Origin of the sequence: Hydrogenophaga crocea (assembly GCF_011388215.1) — a bacterium.
Classification (GTDB): domain Bacteria; phylum Pseudomonadota; class Gammaproteobacteria; order Burkholderiales; family Burkholderiaceae_C; genus Hydrogenophaga; species Hydrogenophaga crocea.
Map to the genome: position 1 here is coordinate 3,416,130 of NZ_CP049989.1, position 14,075 is coordinate 3,430,204.

Sequence of the window (14,075 nt, forward strand, 5' to 3'; positions counted from 1 at the left end):
TCAGCGCCCCACCTCCGGCGGCGTGCGCAGCCGTTCGACCACCACGCCGTCGCGCAGGTGGGACCGCACGATTTCATCGATGTCGTCCTGGTCCACGTAGCTGTACCAGACGGCTTCGGGGTACACGACAGCAATGGGCCCGCCCGCGCAGCGGTCCAGACAGCCCGCACGGTTCACGCGCACCCCGCCCGGCCCGGCCAGCCCGAGGGCCTTGGCCTGCGCCTTGCAACGCGCAAACGCCGCCTCGGCGTTGTGGTTCGCGCAGGACGCTTCCCCCCCTTCGCGCTGGTTGAGACAGAAGAAGATGTGCCGCTGGTAATAGGACGGCGTGGGCGCAGTGGGCTCGGACATGCCGGAATTCTAGGCCCGGGCCCCGGCGTGCCCGGGCGAGCGCGCGACCGCGCCCAGGCCGAACGCGATGGCGGCGTAGGGCCACAACCAGCCCAGCCACTGGGACACGCCGTGAAAGCGGATGAAACGCCCCTGCTCCCAGACCTCGATGGACTGCGCAAAATAGGGCACTTCGGGCGCGCGGTTGAGCAGCGCGAGCGACACGCCCAGGCACATCAGCATCAAGGCATGGCACAAGCGCCGGGACAGGGGCGCACAGGCCAGCGCCGCCGCTCCGGCGCCCGCCAGCCCCGCGATCGCCGGCTCGGTGGCCCAGGCCCAGGCATGGGCGGGGCCGTAGGTAAGCGCCCCCGACAAGCCGGCAACCGCCCAGGCGCCAGCCAGAAAAACCCCAGCGAACACCAACCTTCGCCACCAGAAGCGCATGTCGCCATAGGCCATGAGCAGCGGCGCGAGCAGACCCAGGGCCACGCAGAACGCCTCCGTCAGCGGACTCAGGGGATCGGCTGGCAACCCCGGTTCGGGCAACCAGTGCACGAAGGGTGTGTCGCCCATCCACTCCGCGAGCGCATCGGTCAGGCGGTCCCAGGCCTGCCCCAGGCCAAAGGGTATGGACAGCGGATACAGCAGGGCCAGGGGCCACACCGCCAACAGCACCAGGCTGCCATGGGCGCGCTGATCAAACCAGCTCTCGCGCCAGCGGCCCCAGTGCTGCAAGAGGCCCCCACGGTTCGCCAGCCAGGCCAGCACGCAGCCCAGGGCGCCACCGGCCGTGTTGAGACCGAAATCCACGTTGGACGCCACGCGCATCAGAAGATAGGTTTGCGCGCTTTCAATCCCGGCCGACAGCAGCATCGGAAGACCACCCCCGAGCACCCACCACGCGCCGCGCCGCCCGCCCAGGCGCAAGACGGCCACTGCGATCAGAAAGCCCAGCGGCACGTAGCCGAGAAAGTTGGCGTACAGATCGAACGCCGTCCAATACTGGGGCCAGGGGGCCGTCATCCAGGACCAGGGCTCCACCCCCTGCACGCGCCAACCCGAAAACGGATAAAGGCTGGCATACAGGATGAGCCCCGCATACAACAAGGCCAGCGGCCAGGCGGACGTGCGCATCAACGGTACGCCGGGCGCGGCGATCAAAAGGGCTTGACGACCACCAGCACCACCGCCGCCAGCAGCAGCAGCACGGGCGCTTCGTTGAACCAGCGGTACCAGACGTGCCCGCGCCGGCTTTCGCCGCGCTCGAAGCGGCGCAGCAGCGCGCCGCAGGCGTGGTGGTAGCCCACCACCAGCAGCACCACGAACAGCTTGGCGTGCATCCAGCCATTGCCCAGACCGCGGCCGATGCCGTAACCGAGCCAGAGCCACAACCCGAACGCGATGGCCGGCACCGCCAGGATGCCGGTGAACCGATACAGCTTGCGCGACATCAGCAACAGGCGCTCGCGCTCGGCCACGCTGGCGGGCGGCACCATGGCCAGATTGACAAAGATGCGCGGCAGGTAGAACAGCCCCGCGAACCAGCTCGCGACGAAGACGATGTGAAAGGCTTTGATCCAGAGCATGGACGCAGTGTAGGGCGCGGCGCGGGTGCCGCCGCCCAAGGCCCTTCCAGGCAAAAAAAACCCGGCCATGGGCCGGGCTGGGAAGCCTTTTTGCTGTCACACACTAAGGCACCCGCTCAGGGAGGAAAAGCGGGAGGAGCCTTTCGGCTCCCGCCATCAGTTTATCGCAGTTTCAACTTCAAACAACGGCAGACCTGTCAGAGTTGACAGTGTCTGCACATGCAAACGGTCTACCCCTGAAGGCCTAGGCCGGGCGAAAACGCCCAGGATCGGCACGTCTGGCCGCCCGAAGCGTGAACAAGCGCACAGATGGCAAACAGGAAGGCCCGCCAGCGCCGCCAGACGCCGGAAGGCCGGAATTGCCGTGGGAGTCGGAAATCAGCGCCCGGCCAGTTGGCGCAGGCGCGCCAAGGCTTCGTCGAAGCCGCAGCGTTCGTACATGTCCTGGCGCAGGTAGGCGAGGATGGCCTCGCGCTTTTCTATGGCCAGGTCGGCCACGCGATCGGCGCCCTTCTTGTACTCGCCCACCTTGATCAGCAGTTCGATCTCTTCGTACTTGGCGAGCCACTCGCGCACGCGCCCGGCCGCGGCCCGGTGCTCGGCGCCGACCAAGGCGCTCATGACGCGCGACGACGACGCCAGCACGTCGATCGCCGGGTAGTGGTTCATCGCGCCCAGCTTGCGGGAGAGCACGATGTGTCCGTCGAGGATCGAGCGCGTCTCGTCGGCCACGGGTTCGGTCATGTCGTCGCCCTCCACCAGCACCGTGTAGTCCCGATGGACGATGAACGGTCACAGTAAGGTGTTTTGTCCGCGCGGGCGCACAGCGCCTCAGCGCAGGCGCTGCACTTGCAGCGTGTCCACGCCGCCCGCGCGGTTGCCCCAGGCCTGCCGCACGTGGCTGGCGACAGCGGCAATCTCTTCGTCCGTGAGCAGGCCGCGGAACGGCGGCATGCCCCAGGGCCGGGGATGGTCCGCGGTGCTGGGGCCGTAGCCGCCATCGAGCACCCAGCGCAGCAGGTTCACGGGTGAGGCCTGCGTGACGGCTCGGCTGCCCGCCAGCGGGGGAAACGCCCAGGGGCCATCCGCCGGTGCGCCCTCGGCCCACGCGCCTTCGCCCTGGTCGCCATGGCACTGCGCGCAGCGCTGCTCGTACACGCGCGCGCCCAGCGTCAGCAGGCGGGCGGGTGCCGCTTCGTCGTGGCGCGCCACCGGCTCTCTCGGCACCTGCTGGAGGTAGACGGCGATCGCGCGCAGATCCGCCTCGGGCAGGTGCTGCGTGCCATGGCGCACCACCTCGGCCATGGGCCCGGCGACACTGGCGTGGGCATTGCGGCCGCCGCGCAGCAGTTCGACGATCGCCTCCACGCTCCAGTCCTGCACACCCGCTTCGGCCGGATCGCGCAGCGAGGGCGCGGTCCACGCGCCATCGGGCATGAGCCCGCCCGCCAGCGCCAGGCCCGGACTTTCGAGCACGCCGCTCTCGCGGTGGCAGGCCGCGCAATGGGCCACGCCTTCCACCCACCACGCGCCGCGGTTCCATTCGGCGCTGCGCGCCGGGTCGTCGCGGTGTTCGGCAGGCGTGAAGAACAGGGCGCGCCACACCGCCAGCGCGATCGGCTGGTTGTAGGGAAAGCCCAGCCGGTGCGGCTCGCGCGGCCGATCGACCGGCGACAGCGTGCGCAGGTAGACGAACAGCGCGTCGGTGTCGGCGCGCGACAGGCGCGTGGTGTGGTTGTAAGGGAAGGCCGGGTACAGCAGGCGGCCGTCGCGCGATTGGCCGTGGTGCAGGGCGCGGTGGAATTCGGCCGCGGTCCATGCGCCCAGGCCGCTGGGGTGTGGCGTGAGGTTGCTGCTGATGAGCGCGCCGAAAGGCGTGTGCACCGGGTGTCCGCCCGCCCAGGGCGGGCCGCCGCGCGCGGTGTGGCAGGCCATGCAGTTGCCGCCGCGCGCGAGCAGTTGGCCGCGCTCGATCAGCGCGGGGGTGGCCACGGGCTCCGGGCCGTCGACCAGCGGAGCCGGGCGCAGCTCGCGCAGCACGACCCACGCAAAGGCCGCGGCCACCAGCAACAGCGCGGTCGCGGCGATCACCAGCAGTCGGCGCGTCATCGCACGCCCCCGAGGTCGCTGCCGCAGCGCAGGGGCAGCGGCGCCGGCAGGCGGTCCAGGGGCCGGGCGTCGGCACCCAGGGGTTGCGCGGCCAGCCAGCTCGCCACGGCGCTCACGTCGTCGCCGCTCAGGCGCTGGGCGATCACGGCCATGCAGTCCGGCGCCGTGGCGCGGCGCATGCCGGTCTGCCACGCACCCAGCTGGCCGATCAGGTAGTCGCGTGGCAAACCGAGCAGTCCGGGGATCGCGGGCTGCACGCCGGTCATGCGCTCGCCGTGGCAGCTGTTGCACGAGGGCAGGTTCCTGGACGGGTCGCCCACGCGCACCAGTCGCTCCCCGCGCGCGCGCTGCTCGGGCGTGCCCTGCGCCGGCGCGGGGGGCGGGTAGGGCAGGTGCAGATCCGCGAAGTGCGCGGCGATGTCGCCCAGGTAGGCGTCGTCGAGGTGGTCGAGCAGCGAGGTCATGCCCACGGCCTGGCGCCGGCCGGCCTGGAAATGGCGCAGCTGGTTGTGCAGGTAGGCCGCGGGCTTGCCCGCGATGCGCGGGAAGTAGCCGTCGGGCGTGGCCCGGCCCTGCTCGCCGTGGCAGGCGGTGCAGGCCTGCACGCGCGCGGCGAGTGTGTCGGGCACACGGACGGGGGTGGAGCGGGGAATCTGCGCCTGGGCGGCGGTGGCCGCCAGCGCTGCGGCGACAATGGCAAAGCGGATCACGCGCCGACCGTAACACAGCACGCGCCCCTCACCCGCCATGCCCACGCACCCGCCTCCACCGATAGACCCCGAGCGCTGCCCGCTGTGCGGGGGCGACAACCGCTGCGCGATGGAAATCGAACGGGCCACCGGCGTGCCCCAGCCGCCCTGCTGGTGCGTGAGCGAGACCTTCACGCCCGCGCTGCTCGCGCGGCTGCCCGAGGCCGCGCGAGCAGCGGCCTGCATTTGTCCCGCCTGCGTGAAAGCCGCGCTGGACGCCGCCCGATGACCGCGCCCGAACAAGCCCCGGACCCCAGCAGCCTGCCCGCCCTGCGCGAGCGCTACGGCCCGCGCTACCGCTGGCTGCTGCTGCTCGCGGTGATGGTGGGCACCATGGCCTCGATCATGTCGTCCACGGTGGTGAACGTGGCCATTCCCGACATGAGCCACCACTTCACCCTCGGACAGGAACGCGCGCAGTGGGTCACCTCGGGCTTCATGGCGGCCATGACGGTGTCCATGCTCACCACGCCCTGGCTGCTCGCGCGCTACGGCTACCGCCGCACCTACGAGGGCTGCATGTGGCTGTTGCTGGTGGGCGGCGTGGCCGGCGGCCTGGCGAACAACTACCCGCTGGTGCTGGCCGCGCGCGTGGCCGAGGGCCTCGCCGCCGGCGTGGTGCAGCCCATTCCGGCGATCATCATCCTGCGCGCCTTCGAGTCGAACGAGCAGGGCCGCGCCAGCGGCATCTTCGGCATGGGCGTGGTGCTGGCGCCGGCGCTGGGGCCCAGCATCGGCGGCGTGCTGGTCGATCTGTTCGGCTGGCGGTCCATCTTCTTCATGGTGGTGCCCTTCTGCATCGTGTCGCTCTGGCTCGCGAAGAAGCTCATCCCCACCACGGCGCCGGGCGGCGGCGCGGCCAACCGCGCGGGCGCCGGGCTCGACTGGCGCGGCCTGCTGCTGGCCGCGGTGGGCACGCTGTGCCTGCTCAACGGCCTGGTGGAGCTGCAGGGCGGCACGCCAGCCGCCGCCTCGGCGCTGCTCGCCGCGTCGCTGGGCCTGCTGTTCGCCTTCGTGTGGCTGGAGCGGCGCACGCTGCGGCTGCGCCAGCAGCACCCGCACCGCGGCCAGGACCCGCTCATGAACCTCTCGCTGTTCCGCGACCGGCGCTTCGCCATGGGCAGCATCGTGGCCTTCATCTACGGCATCGCGCTGTTCGGCTCCACCTACCTGCTGCCGGTCTACATGCAGATGGGCCTGCAGCTGTCGCCGTCGGTGGTGGGCACGGTGCTGCTGCCCTCGGGGCTGGTGCTGGCCCTGACCATCGCGGGCGTGGGCCGGCTGGCCGACCACCAGCCCACGCACCGGCTGGTGAGCATCGGGGTGCTGCTGCTCGCGGCTTCGTTCGCACTCATGACCACCATCCGCCTCGACCGCGCCGGCGCCATCATCCCGCTGCTGATCGTGTGGGCCATCGTGGGCCGCATCGGGCTGGGCTTCATCCTGCCCTCGCTCAACATCGGCGCCATGCGAGGCCTTGAGCACACGCACATCCCGCAGGGCTCGAGCGTGATCAACTTCCTGCGCATGCTCGGCGGCGCGGCGGGCGTGAGCCTGTGCGGCATCTTCCTCGAGTGGCGGCTGGCGGCGCACGGCCAGGTGCTCTCCGCCCAGCAGGCCAGCCCCGACCGGCTGCGCGCCTTCGACGAAACCTTCCTGCTGCTGGCCGTCATCTGCGGCTTCGCGCTCATCGCCGCACTCAAGCTCAGGGCCGGGCCGAACGCAAAATAGGGCGCCACCGTTACCCACATCCCATGTGCCAACTGCTCGGTCTCAACTGCGCCACGCCCACCGACGCCACCTTCAGCTTCACCGGCTTCCGTGAACGCGGCGGCAACACCGACCACCACGCCGACGGCTGGGGCATCGCCTTCTTCGAGGGCAAGGGCCTGCGGCTCTTCCTCGACCACGAAAGCGCCGCGCAGTCGCCCATGGCGCAGTTCCTGCAGGCCTACCCGCTCAAGAGCCGCAACATCGTGGCCCACGTGCGCAAGGCCACCGTCGGCGAGGTGGCGCTCGAGAACGCGCACCCCTTCGTGCGCGAGCTCTGGGGCCGGCAATGGGTGTTCGCGCACAACGGCGACCTCAAGGACTACGAACCCAAGCTGCACAGCCACTTCCGCCCCGTGGGCACCACCGACAGCGAGCGCGCGTTCTGCTGGCTCATGCAGGAGCTGCACAAGTCGCACGCGGGCCTGCCCAGCGTGCGCGAGCTCACGGCCACGCTGCGCGAGCTGATCCCCCAGGTCACGCGCTTCGGCAACTTCAACTTCCTGCTGTCCAACGGCGAGGCGCTCTGGGCCCACTGCAGCACGAACCTGCACTGGCTGGTGCGCCAGCACCCGTTCGCGCTGGCCACCCTCAAGGACTGCGACTGGACGGTGGACTTCGCCACCATGAACCAGCCGGGCGACCGCGCCGCCGTGATCGTGACCACACCGCTCACCAGCAACGAGCAGTGGACCGCGTTCCAGCCCAACGAGCTCAAGGTCTTCGTCGACGGCCTGCCGCTCGAGTGAGCCCCGGCCCCTAGGGCCATCCCTGATGCCCGGGCGGACCGCGGGCATACCCCTCGGGTCTATGATCCCCGCGTGCCCCCGCACGGGGTCGCCGACCTCATCCGACACCAGGAGACACGCATGCAACGACGCCATTTCATCGCCGGCGGGATCGCCGCCGCCAGCCTGCCCTCGCTCTCGTTCGCGCAGGCGCTGGAGAAGCCCAAGTGCACCATCGCCGTGGGCGGCAAGAACCTCTTCTACTACCTGCCCCTGACCATCGCCGAGCAGCTCGGCTACTTCAAGCAGGAAGGCCTGGACCTCACCATCGTCGATTTCGCGGGCGGCGCGCGTGCGCTGCAGGCCGTGGTCGGCGGCAGCGCCGACGTGGTCTCGGGCGCCTTCGAGCACACGGTGAACATGCAGTTCAAGGGCCAGCCCATGCGCGCCTTCGTGCTGCAAGGCCTGGCGCCGCAGATCGTGCTCGGCGTCAACCCCAAGACCATGGCCAACTACAAGAGCGTGGCCGACCTCAAGGGCAAGAAGATCGGCGTGACCGCGCCGGGCAGCTCCACCAACGTGCTGGTGAACTTCGTGCTCGCCAAGGCCGGCCTCAAGCCTTCCGATGTGAGCATCGTGGGCGTGGGCGCGAGCAATGGCGCCGTGGCCGCCATGCGCGCGGGCCAGATCGACGCCATCAGCAACCTCGACCCGGTGATCACGCTGCTGCAGCGCTCGGGCGACCTCAAGGTCGTGACCGACACGCGCATCGTGAGCGAGGCCGAGAAGGTCTTCGGCGGTCCCATGCCCGCGGGCTGTCTGTACGCCCCGCAGGCCTTCGTGGACAGGAACCCCAACACGGTGCAGGCCATGACCAACGCCATGGTGCGCGCCAACAAGTGGATCCAGCAGGCCGGCCCGGGTGACATCATCAAGGTGGTCCCCGAGAGCTACCTGCTCGGCGACCGCGCGGTCTACATCGACGGCTTCCTGGCCGCGCAGAAGGCGCTCTCGCCCGACGGCAGCATCCCGGCCAAGGGCGCCGACACCGCGTTCCGCGCGCTGGGCAGCGTGGACGCCGAGATCGCGAAGGCCAAGCTCGACCTCAACGCCGTCTACACCAACAGCTTCGTGCAGAAGGCCGTGGCCAAGTACCCCAAGGGCTGAGATGACGGCAGCGATCGAACTGCAGGGCGTGGCCTGCACCTTCATCAGCAAGGACGCGCCCGGCCAGCGCTACACCGCGGTCGACAACGTCGACCTGCGCGTGGGCGAAGGCGAATTCGTGAGCGTGGTGGGCCCCACCGGCTGTGGCAAGAGCACGCTGCTCAACGTCGCGGCCGGGCTGCTCGAACCCAGCAAGGGCAGCGCGCGCATCTTCGGCGAGCCGCTCCAGGGCATCAATGCGCGCGCGGGCTACATGTTCCAGGCCGAGAGCCTCATGCCCTGGCGCACCGCGCTCGACAACGTCATGGCCGGCCTGCAGTTCCGCGGCGTGCCCGACGCCGAGGCGCGCGCGCAGGCCGACGACTGGCTGCGCCGCGTGGGCCTGGGCGGCTTCGGCGACCGCTACCCGCACCAGATGAGCGGCGGCATGCGCAAGCGCACCTCGCTCGCGCAGACCCTGGTGCTCGACCCCGACATCATCCTCATGGACGAGCCCTTCTCGGCGCTCGACATCCAGACGCGCCAGCTGATGGAAAACGAGGTGCTGGAGCTCTGGGCGCGCAAGAAAAAGGCGGTGCTGTTCATCACGCACGACCTCGACGAGGCCATTGCCATGAGCGACCGCGTGGTGGTGATGTCGGCCGGCCCGGCCAGCCGCCCCATCGGCGAGTTCGCCATCGACATCCCGCGCCCGCGCGATGTCGCCGAGGTCAAGACCACGCCGCGCTTCCTCGAGCTGCACGCCGCCATCTGGGCCGTGCTGCGCGACGAGGTGCTCAAGGGTTACCAGCAACAACTGCAGAAGGCCGCCTGAGGCCGCGCACCCGCCATGTGGAAGTTTCTCAAGCCCCGACCGGGCAACCTGCGGCTCTGGCAGCTCGGCCTGCTGGTGCTGATCTTCGTGTTCTGGCACGTGATGACCAAGCCCGGTCTGGTGCCCACCTTCATGTTCGACAACGACCGCCAGGCCGCGTTCTTCTTCGGCGAACCGCTGAAGATCTTCGCGCGCATCTGGGCCTGGTTCGTGACCGATGCCGACATCTACGTGCACCTGTGGGTCACGCTCGCCGAAACGCTCATGGCCTTCGGCATCGGCGCGGTCACCGGCCTGGCGGGCGGGCTGTGGCTGGCGCTCTCGCCCATGGCCTCGGCCATCCTCGAGCCCTACATCAAGGCGCTCAACTCCATGCCGCGCATCATCCTCGCGCCCATCTTCGCGGTGTGGTTCGGGCTGGGCATGGGCTCCAAGGTGGCACTGGGTGTCACGCTGGTGTTCTTCATCGTGTTCTTCAACGTCTACCAGGGCGTGAAAGAGGTGAGCCCGGTGGTGCTGGCCAACGCGCGCATGCTGGGCGCGAGCCAGAAGCAGCTGCTGCGCCACGTGTACCTGCCCAGCGCCACGAGCTGGGTGTTCAGCTCGCTGCACACCAGCGTGGGCCTGGCCTTCGTGGGCGCGGTGGTGGGCGAGTACCTGGGCTCGTCGCAGGGCGTGGGCTACCTCATCCTGCAGGCCGAAGGGCAGTTCGACATCAACACCGTGATGGCCGGCATCCTGGTACTCACCACCTTCGCGCTCGTGCTCGACGGGCTGGTGGGGCGGATCGAAAAGGGCCTGATGAAGTGGCAGCCCAAGGCCGGCGAAACCGAGAAGCTCTGAGCCCCCGGGCTCAGGCCGGCACGGGCCAGGCCGGGTTCCAGGCCACCTCCCACAGGTGGCCGTCCGGGTCCTGGAAGTAGCCCGCGTAGCCGCCCCAGAACGTGGCCTGCGCGGGCTTGACCAGCGCGCCCCCCGCGGCCGCGGCCTGCGCCATCACGGCATCCACCTCGGCCTTCGAGGCCACGTTGTGCGCCAGGCTCAGGCGCGGGCCCCCGGCGCGGGCCGCCAGCGGCAGACCGGCATCGCGCGCCAGGCTCGCGTGCGGGAACAGCGCGAGCCGCAGACCGCCTTCGAGCTCGAAGAAGACCACGGCGCCGTGCTCGATGTCGGCGCCCACGATGCCTTCGGTGGCCAGGCCCAGGCCGTCGCGGTAGAAGCGCAGCGCGCGCTCGAGGTCATCGACGGCCAGGGTGAGCAGGGAGATGCGGGGTTTCACGGGTCGGCTCCTCAAAGCGGATTTGGATTGGACAATGCGCGCCATGCGTTCGGCAAACACCACTGACACCTCGGGGCCTGCGCCGCTGGAACGCCCGCCGGTGCAGACCCTGCCCCAGGAACTGGCCGAACGCTGGCGCCCCCGCGGCATGGTGTCCGAACGGCGGCGCGAGGCGCTGGCCTGGGGCGTGTCGCTCGGCGTGCACCTGCTGCTGCTGGGCCTGACCTTCGGTGGTCAGGGTCTGGGCCTGCCGGGCTTCGGCCTGCCCTGGCAGGAGCGGCGCGCCGAAGTGCCCGAGCTGCGCGTGCGGCTCACGCCCGGCCCAAGCGCCGCGGCCACCGCCCCGGCAACGCCCGTGCCCGCGACGCCGACGCCCCTGCCATCTGCAGCGGCCTCGGCAGGTCCCGCCGCGGTGCCGGCCCCGCCCGCGCCCCAGGCGCCTCCCGCGCCGGCCGCGACCGCGCTGGCCATGGTCGCGCCCGCGACGGCCGATGTGCCGGTCGAACCGCCCGCCCCGGCGGAGGCCGCGCCATCGGCGAACGAGTGGCGCGAGACCGAGCGGCGCGAAGCGGCGCGCGAGCAGGCCGCGCAGGAGCAGGCGCAGCGCCTGGCGGAAGCCACGCGCCAGGCCGAGGCGCAGGCCGAAGCGGAGCGCCTGACGTCGGCCCGCGCTGAAGCCGCGCGCGCCGAAGCCGCCCGCCTGGCGGCCGAGCGCGAGGCGGCCGCGCGGCTGGACATCGAGCGCGCCGAGGCAGCGGCGCAGGCGGCCGCTGCGCAGGAAGCGGCCCGCCGCGAAAGCGCCGCGCAGGCCGAGCGCGAGCGCCTGGAGGTCGAGCGGCAGGACGCGCTGCGGCAGGCCGCGGCGCAGGCCGAGGCCACGCGCCAGGAGCGCGAGCGGCGCGAGAGCGCGCGCCAGGTTGCCGAACAGCAGGAAGCCGCCCGGGCTGAGGCGGCGCGGATCGAGATCGAGCGCCGCAACGCCGAACGCCAGGCCGCCGCGCGCGAAGAGGCGGCGCGCCAGGAGGCCGCTCGGGCCGACGCCGAACGGGCCGAAGCGCAACGGGTCGCCGCCGAAGCGGCGCGTGCGGCGACGGCCGAGCGCGCCGCGGCTGAGCAGCAGGCACGCCGTGAGGCCGAGGCACGCGAGGCCGCCCGCCAGGCCGCGGAACGGGCCGCCGCCGCGCAGCAGGCGGCGGCCCGTCAAGAAGCGGCCCGTCAAGAAGCGGCCCGTCAAGAAGCGGCCCGTCAAGAAGCGGCCCGTCAAGAAGCGGCCCGTCAAGAAGCGGCCCGTCAAGAAGCGGCCCGTCAAGAAGCGGCCCGTCAAGAAGCGGCCCGTCAAGAAGCGGCCCGTCAAGAAGCGGCCCGTCAAGAAGCGGCCCGTCAAGAAGCGGCCCGTCAAGAAGCGGCCCGTCAAGAAGCGGCCCGTCAAGAAGCGGCCCGTCAAGAAGCGGCCCGTCAAGAAGCGGCCCGTCAAGAAGCGGCCCGTCAAGAAGCGGCCCGTCAAGAAGCGGCCCGTCAAGAAGCGGCCCGTCAGCAGGCCGCCCAGGCAGCCGCAGCGCAAGCCGCGCGGGCGGAGGCCGCACGCCAGCAAGCGGCGCAGGCCGCTGCCGCCCAGGCCGAGGCAGCCCGCGCAGAGGCTGCTCGCGCCGAGGCCGCCGCCCGGGCCCAGGCCGAGCGCGACGAGCACGAGGCCCGGCGCGAGGCCCGGCTGCGCGAGATCGGGCGCCAGCTCAACGAAGAGGCCGCGCGGCGCGAGGCCGAGTCGCGGCGCGATCCCTCGGCCAGCCCGCTGCGCCGCGCGCGCCTGCTCGGGCGCGTCGACGCCAACGAGGACCTCGTGCGCTATGGCGAGGCCTTCGCCCAACGCATCCAGATGAACCCCTCGGCCCTGGACCCGGTGCGCGAGGCCATCCGGCAGCGCCACACCGACCCGGTGGTCACGGTCGCGGTGCGCAGCGACGGCTCGGTGGAATCGGTGACCCTGGTGCGCTCGAGCGGCGTGCCCGCGATCGACGAAGCCATTGCGCGCATCGTGCAGAGCCTTGCCAACTACCCGCCCTTCCCGCCCAACCTCGCGCGCCAGTACGACGTGGTCGAAATCCGCCGCAGCTGGCACTTCGACGTCGCGGTCCGTCTGTACTGACGCCCCCACGCTCCGCCGCTGCGCGGGTCGCGAGGCCTTGCAGGCCGCGGCGCTGCCGGAGTCAGCGCCTCTTCGCCCCGTCCGAGCCTGCGCAGGCAGGCTCGGAGCCGCGGGGCTCAGCCCCGAGGGGGCTGATCTGCCTTGGGGCGGCCCGGCGGCAGATCCCGGCGCCAAGCACCTGTCGCGCGCAGGGTTGCCCGGCCCGCGGCGTCGACAGCGGCGGGTGATCTGCGCACACTGGTGGGCTCCATCCACCGCCGCCAGGAGCCCGCCATGTCGCTTCGCATCAACGACACCGCCCCGAATTTCACCGCGCTCACCACGCACGGCCCGATCGACTTCCACGAGTGGATCGGCGACCAGTGGGCCATCCTGTTCTCGCACCCCAAGGACTTCACGCCGGTGTGCACCACCGAGCTCGGCTACATGGCGCGCATCGAGCCCGAGTTCACCAAGCGCAACGCCAAGCTCATCGGCCTGTCGGTCGACCCGGTGGACAGCCACGGCAAGTGGGTCGCCGACATCGAGGAAACGCAGGGCGCGGCGGTGAAGTACCCGATGATCGGCGACGTCGACCTCCAGGTGGCCAAGCTCTACAACATGCTGCCTGCCGAAGAGCCCGGCACGGCCGACGGCCGCACCGCGGCCACCAACGCCACGGTGCGCTCGGTCTTCGTCATCGGCCCCGACAAGAAGATCAAGTTGATGCTCACCTACCCCATGACCACGGGCCGCAACTTCGACGAGATCCTGCGTGTGCTCGACTCGATGCAGCTCACGGCGAAACACAAGGTGGCCACCCCGGCCAACTGGACCCAGGGGCAGGACGTGATCATCGCGGGCTCGGTGAGCGACGAGGACGCCAAGAAGCTCTTCCCCGACGGCTGGAAAGCGCCCAAACCCTACCTGCGCATCGTCAAGCAGCCGCGCTGATCAGGGCTGGTAGCAAGCGCCGCTAGCGTCGTGGTGGATGCCGATCAGGTCACCACCCGCGCTGCCCCAGACGTTGCCGCCCGTGAAGATCAGGCAGCCTTCGCCCCGGTAGAGCACCTGCATGCGGCGCGCGTCGTTGCCGAAGTAGAACGGGATCCAGCGCTTGCCCGATTCGTAGGTATGCAGCCGGTCGGGCGCACGCCCCAGCAGCGCTTGCGTCTCCTGCATGTCCATGCCGATGCGCAGTTGCGCGAAGCGGCTGCCCGGGCGCGCGGTGCCCGTGATCTCGCCCTGGTAGGAACCGTCGCGCGAGGTGGCGGTCTGGGTGTCGGGCCCGCTTCGGGCTGCGGAGGCCGCGGGGGCCTCGCTGGCCACCGGGGCCTGGCGGGTGCCGCACGCGCTCAGCACGAGGGACGAAAACAGCGCGGTGAAGACAAGGCGAGTGTGAAGGCGCATGGGCAGAC

The 14,075-nt window shown here is 71.0% G+C and carries 16 protein-coding genes; 8 read left to right on the forward strand and 8 right to left on the reverse strand.

Annotation, left to right across the window (positions count from 1 at the left end; genetic code table 11):
- The 6 genes from G9Q37_RS16160 to G9Q37_RS16185 all read right to left on the reverse strand — a co-directional run bounded on the left by G9Q37_RS16160 (position 1) and on the right by G9Q37_RS16185 (position 4,777).
- On the reverse strand, positions 1-351 hold the full coding sequence (locus G9Q37_RS16160; protein ID WP_166228721.1) for a (2Fe-2S) ferredoxin domain-containing protein: 351 nt from the start codon (positions 349-351) through the stop codon (positions 1-3).
- A gap of 9 nt (positions 352-360) precedes the next feature.
- Positions 361-1,494 carry a VanZ family protein gene (locus G9Q37_RS16165; RefSeq protein WP_338074437.1) on the reverse strand — a complete coding sequence of 378 codons (1,134 nt, stop codon included), beginning with the start codon at positions 1,492-1,494 and terminating at the stop codon, positions 361-363.
- Positions 1,491-1,919, reverse strand: a complete 429-nt coding sequence (locus tag G9Q37_RS16170; protein WP_166228723.1) for a CopD family protein — start codon at positions 1,917-1,919, stop codon at positions 1,491-1,493. The genes G9Q37_RS16165 and G9Q37_RS16170 overlap by 4 nt, the downstream gene beginning before the upstream one ends.
- A gap of 378 nt (positions 1,920-2,297) precedes the next feature.
- Positions 2,298-2,663, reverse strand: a complete 366-nt coding sequence (locus G9Q37_RS16175; RefSeq protein ID WP_166228725.1) for an ATP synthase — start codon at positions 2,661-2,663, stop codon at positions 2,298-2,300.
- Positions 2,664-2,750: 87 nt separating this feature from the next.
- Complete coding sequence (locus tag G9Q37_RS16180) at positions 2,751-4,028, reverse strand: c-type cytochrome (RefSeq protein WP_166228727.1); 1,278 nt, start codon at positions 4,026-4,028, stop codon at positions 2,751-2,753.
- The gene (locus G9Q37_RS16185) at positions 4,025-4,777 is read right to left on the reverse strand and encodes a c-type cytochrome (protein ID WP_240936417.1); all 753 of its coding nucleotides are present in this window, start codon (positions 4,775-4,777) and stop codon (positions 4,025-4,027) included. The genes G9Q37_RS16180 and G9Q37_RS16185 overlap by 4 nt, the downstream gene beginning before the upstream one ends.
- A gap of 70 nt (positions 4,778-4,847) precedes the next feature.
- Between G9Q37_RS16185 and G9Q37_RS16190 the strand changes: the two genes are divergently transcribed.
- The 6 genes from G9Q37_RS16190 (at position 4,848) to G9Q37_RS16215 (ending at position 10,099) form a co-directional block, all read left to right on the forward strand.
- Positions 4,848-5,006, forward strand: coding sequence for a cysteine-rich CWC family protein (locus tag G9Q37_RS16190; RefSeq protein WP_420810292.1), 159 nt, complete (start codon positions 4,848-4,850; stop codon positions 5,004-5,006).
- Positions 5,003-6,508: an MFS transporter gene (locus G9Q37_RS16195; RefSeq protein ID WP_166228731.1), complete on the forward strand. Its 1,506-nt coding sequence runs from the start codon at positions 5,003-5,005 to the stop codon at positions 6,506-6,508. The genes G9Q37_RS16190 and G9Q37_RS16195 overlap by 4 nt, the downstream gene beginning before the upstream one ends.
- Before the next feature lie 23 nt (positions 6,509-6,531).
- The gene (locus tag G9Q37_RS16200; RefSeq protein WP_166228733.1) at positions 6,532-7,296 is read left to right on the forward strand and encodes a class II glutamine amidotransferase; all 765 of its coding nucleotides are present in this window, start codon (positions 6,532-6,534) and stop codon (positions 7,294-7,296) included.
- 120 nt (positions 7,297-7,416) lie between these two features.
- On the forward strand, positions 7,417-8,442 hold the full coding sequence (locus G9Q37_RS16205; RefSeq protein WP_166228735.1) for an ABC transporter substrate-binding protein: 1,026 nt from the start codon (positions 7,417-7,419) through the stop codon (positions 8,440-8,442).
- Position 8,443: 1 nt separating this feature from the next.
- Positions 8,444-9,256, forward strand: a complete 813-nt coding sequence (locus G9Q37_RS16210; RefSeq protein WP_166228737.1) for an ABC transporter ATP-binding protein — start codon at positions 8,444-8,446, stop codon at positions 9,254-9,256.
- Between the two features lie 15 nt (positions 9,257-9,271).
- Positions 9,272-10,099 (forward strand): ABC transporter permease, encoded by an 828-nt coding sequence (locus G9Q37_RS16215; protein WP_166228739.1) that lies wholly within the window; start codon positions 9,272-9,274, stop codon positions 10,097-10,099.
- 10 nt (positions 10,100-10,109) lie between these two features.
- On the opposite strand, the gene G9Q37_RS16220 is transcribed toward G9Q37_RS16215, so the two are convergent.
- On the reverse strand, positions 10,110-10,535 hold the full coding sequence (locus G9Q37_RS16220) for a VOC family protein (RefSeq protein ID WP_166228741.1): 426 nt from the start codon (positions 10,533-10,535) through the stop codon (positions 10,110-10,112).
- 43 nt (positions 10,536-10,578) lie between these two features.
- Between G9Q37_RS16220 and G9Q37_RS16225 the strand changes: the two genes are divergently transcribed.
- On the forward strand, positions 10,579-12,678 hold the full coding sequence (locus tag G9Q37_RS16225; protein ID WP_166228743.1) for a TonB family protein: 2,100 nt from the start codon (positions 10,579-10,581) through the stop codon (positions 12,676-12,678).
- Positions 12,679-12,951: 273 nt separating this feature from the next.
- Positions 12,952-13,611 (forward strand): peroxiredoxin, encoded by a 660-nt coding sequence (locus G9Q37_RS16230; protein ID WP_166228745.1) that lies wholly within the window; start codon positions 12,952-12,954, stop codon positions 13,609-13,611.
- Here the strand turns inward: G9Q37_RS16230 and G9Q37_RS16235 are convergent, their stop codons facing one another.
- On the reverse strand, positions 13,612-14,067 hold the full coding sequence (locus G9Q37_RS16235) for a hypothetical protein (protein ID WP_166228747.1): 456 nt from the start codon (positions 14,065-14,067) through the stop codon (positions 13,612-13,614).
- Positions 14,068-14,075 lie beyond the last annotated feature (8 nt).

Bases quoted from the DNA above. Each gene is read 5' to 3' on its own strand.
- G9Q37_RS16160 (WP_166228721.1), bottom strand. From the start codon at position 351: ATGTCCGAGCCCACTGCGCCCACGCCGTCCTATTACCAGCGGCACATC.
- G9Q37_RS16170 (WP_166228723.1), bottom strand. From the start codon at position 1,919: ATGCTCTGGATCAAAGCCTTTCACATCGTCTTCGTCGCGAGCTGGTTC.
- G9Q37_RS16175 (WP_166228725.1), bottom strand. From the start codon at position 2,663: ATGACCGAACCCGTGGCCGACGAGACGCGCTCGATCCTCGACGGACAC.
- G9Q37_RS16180 (WP_166228727.1), bottom strand. From the start codon at position 4,028: ATGACGCGCCGACTGCTGGTGATCGCCGCGACCGCGCTGTTGCTGGTG.
- G9Q37_RS16185 (WP_240936417.1), bottom strand. From the start codon at position 4,777: ATGGCGGGTGAGGGGCGCGTGCTGTGTTACGGTCGGCGCGTGATCCGC.
- G9Q37_RS16190 (WP_420810292.1), top strand. From the start codon at position 4,848: ATGGAAATCGAACGGGCCACCGGCGTGCCCCAGCCGCCCTGCTGGTGC.
- G9Q37_RS16195 (WP_166228731.1), top strand. From the start codon at position 5,003: ATGACCGCGCCCGAACAAGCCCCGGACCCCAGCAGCCTGCCCGCCCTG.
- G9Q37_RS16200 (WP_166228733.1), top strand. From the start codon at position 6,532: ATGTGCCAACTGCTCGGTCTCAACTGCGCCACGCCCACCGACGCCACC.
- G9Q37_RS16205 (WP_166228735.1), top strand. From the start codon at position 7,417: ATGCAACGACGCCATTTCATCGCCGGCGGGATCGCCGCCGCCAGCCTG.
- G9Q37_RS16210 (WP_166228737.1), top strand. From the start codon at position 8,444: ATGACGGCAGCGATCGAACTGCAGGGCGTGGCCTGCACCTTCATCAGC.
- G9Q37_RS16215 (WP_166228739.1), top strand. From the start codon at position 9,272: ATGTGGAAGTTTCTCAAGCCCCGACCGGGCAACCTGCGGCTCTGGCAG.
- G9Q37_RS16225 (WP_166228743.1), top strand. From the start codon at position 10,579: ATGCGTTCGGCAAACACCACTGACACCTCGGGGCCTGCGCCGCTGGAA.
- G9Q37_RS16230 (WP_166228745.1), top strand. From the start codon at position 12,952: ATGTCGCTTCGCATCAACGACACCGCCCCGAATTTCACCGCGCTCACC.
- G9Q37_RS16235 (WP_166228747.1), bottom strand. From the start codon at position 14,067: ATGCGCCTTCACACTCGCCTTGTCTTCACCGCGCTGTTTTCGTCCCTC.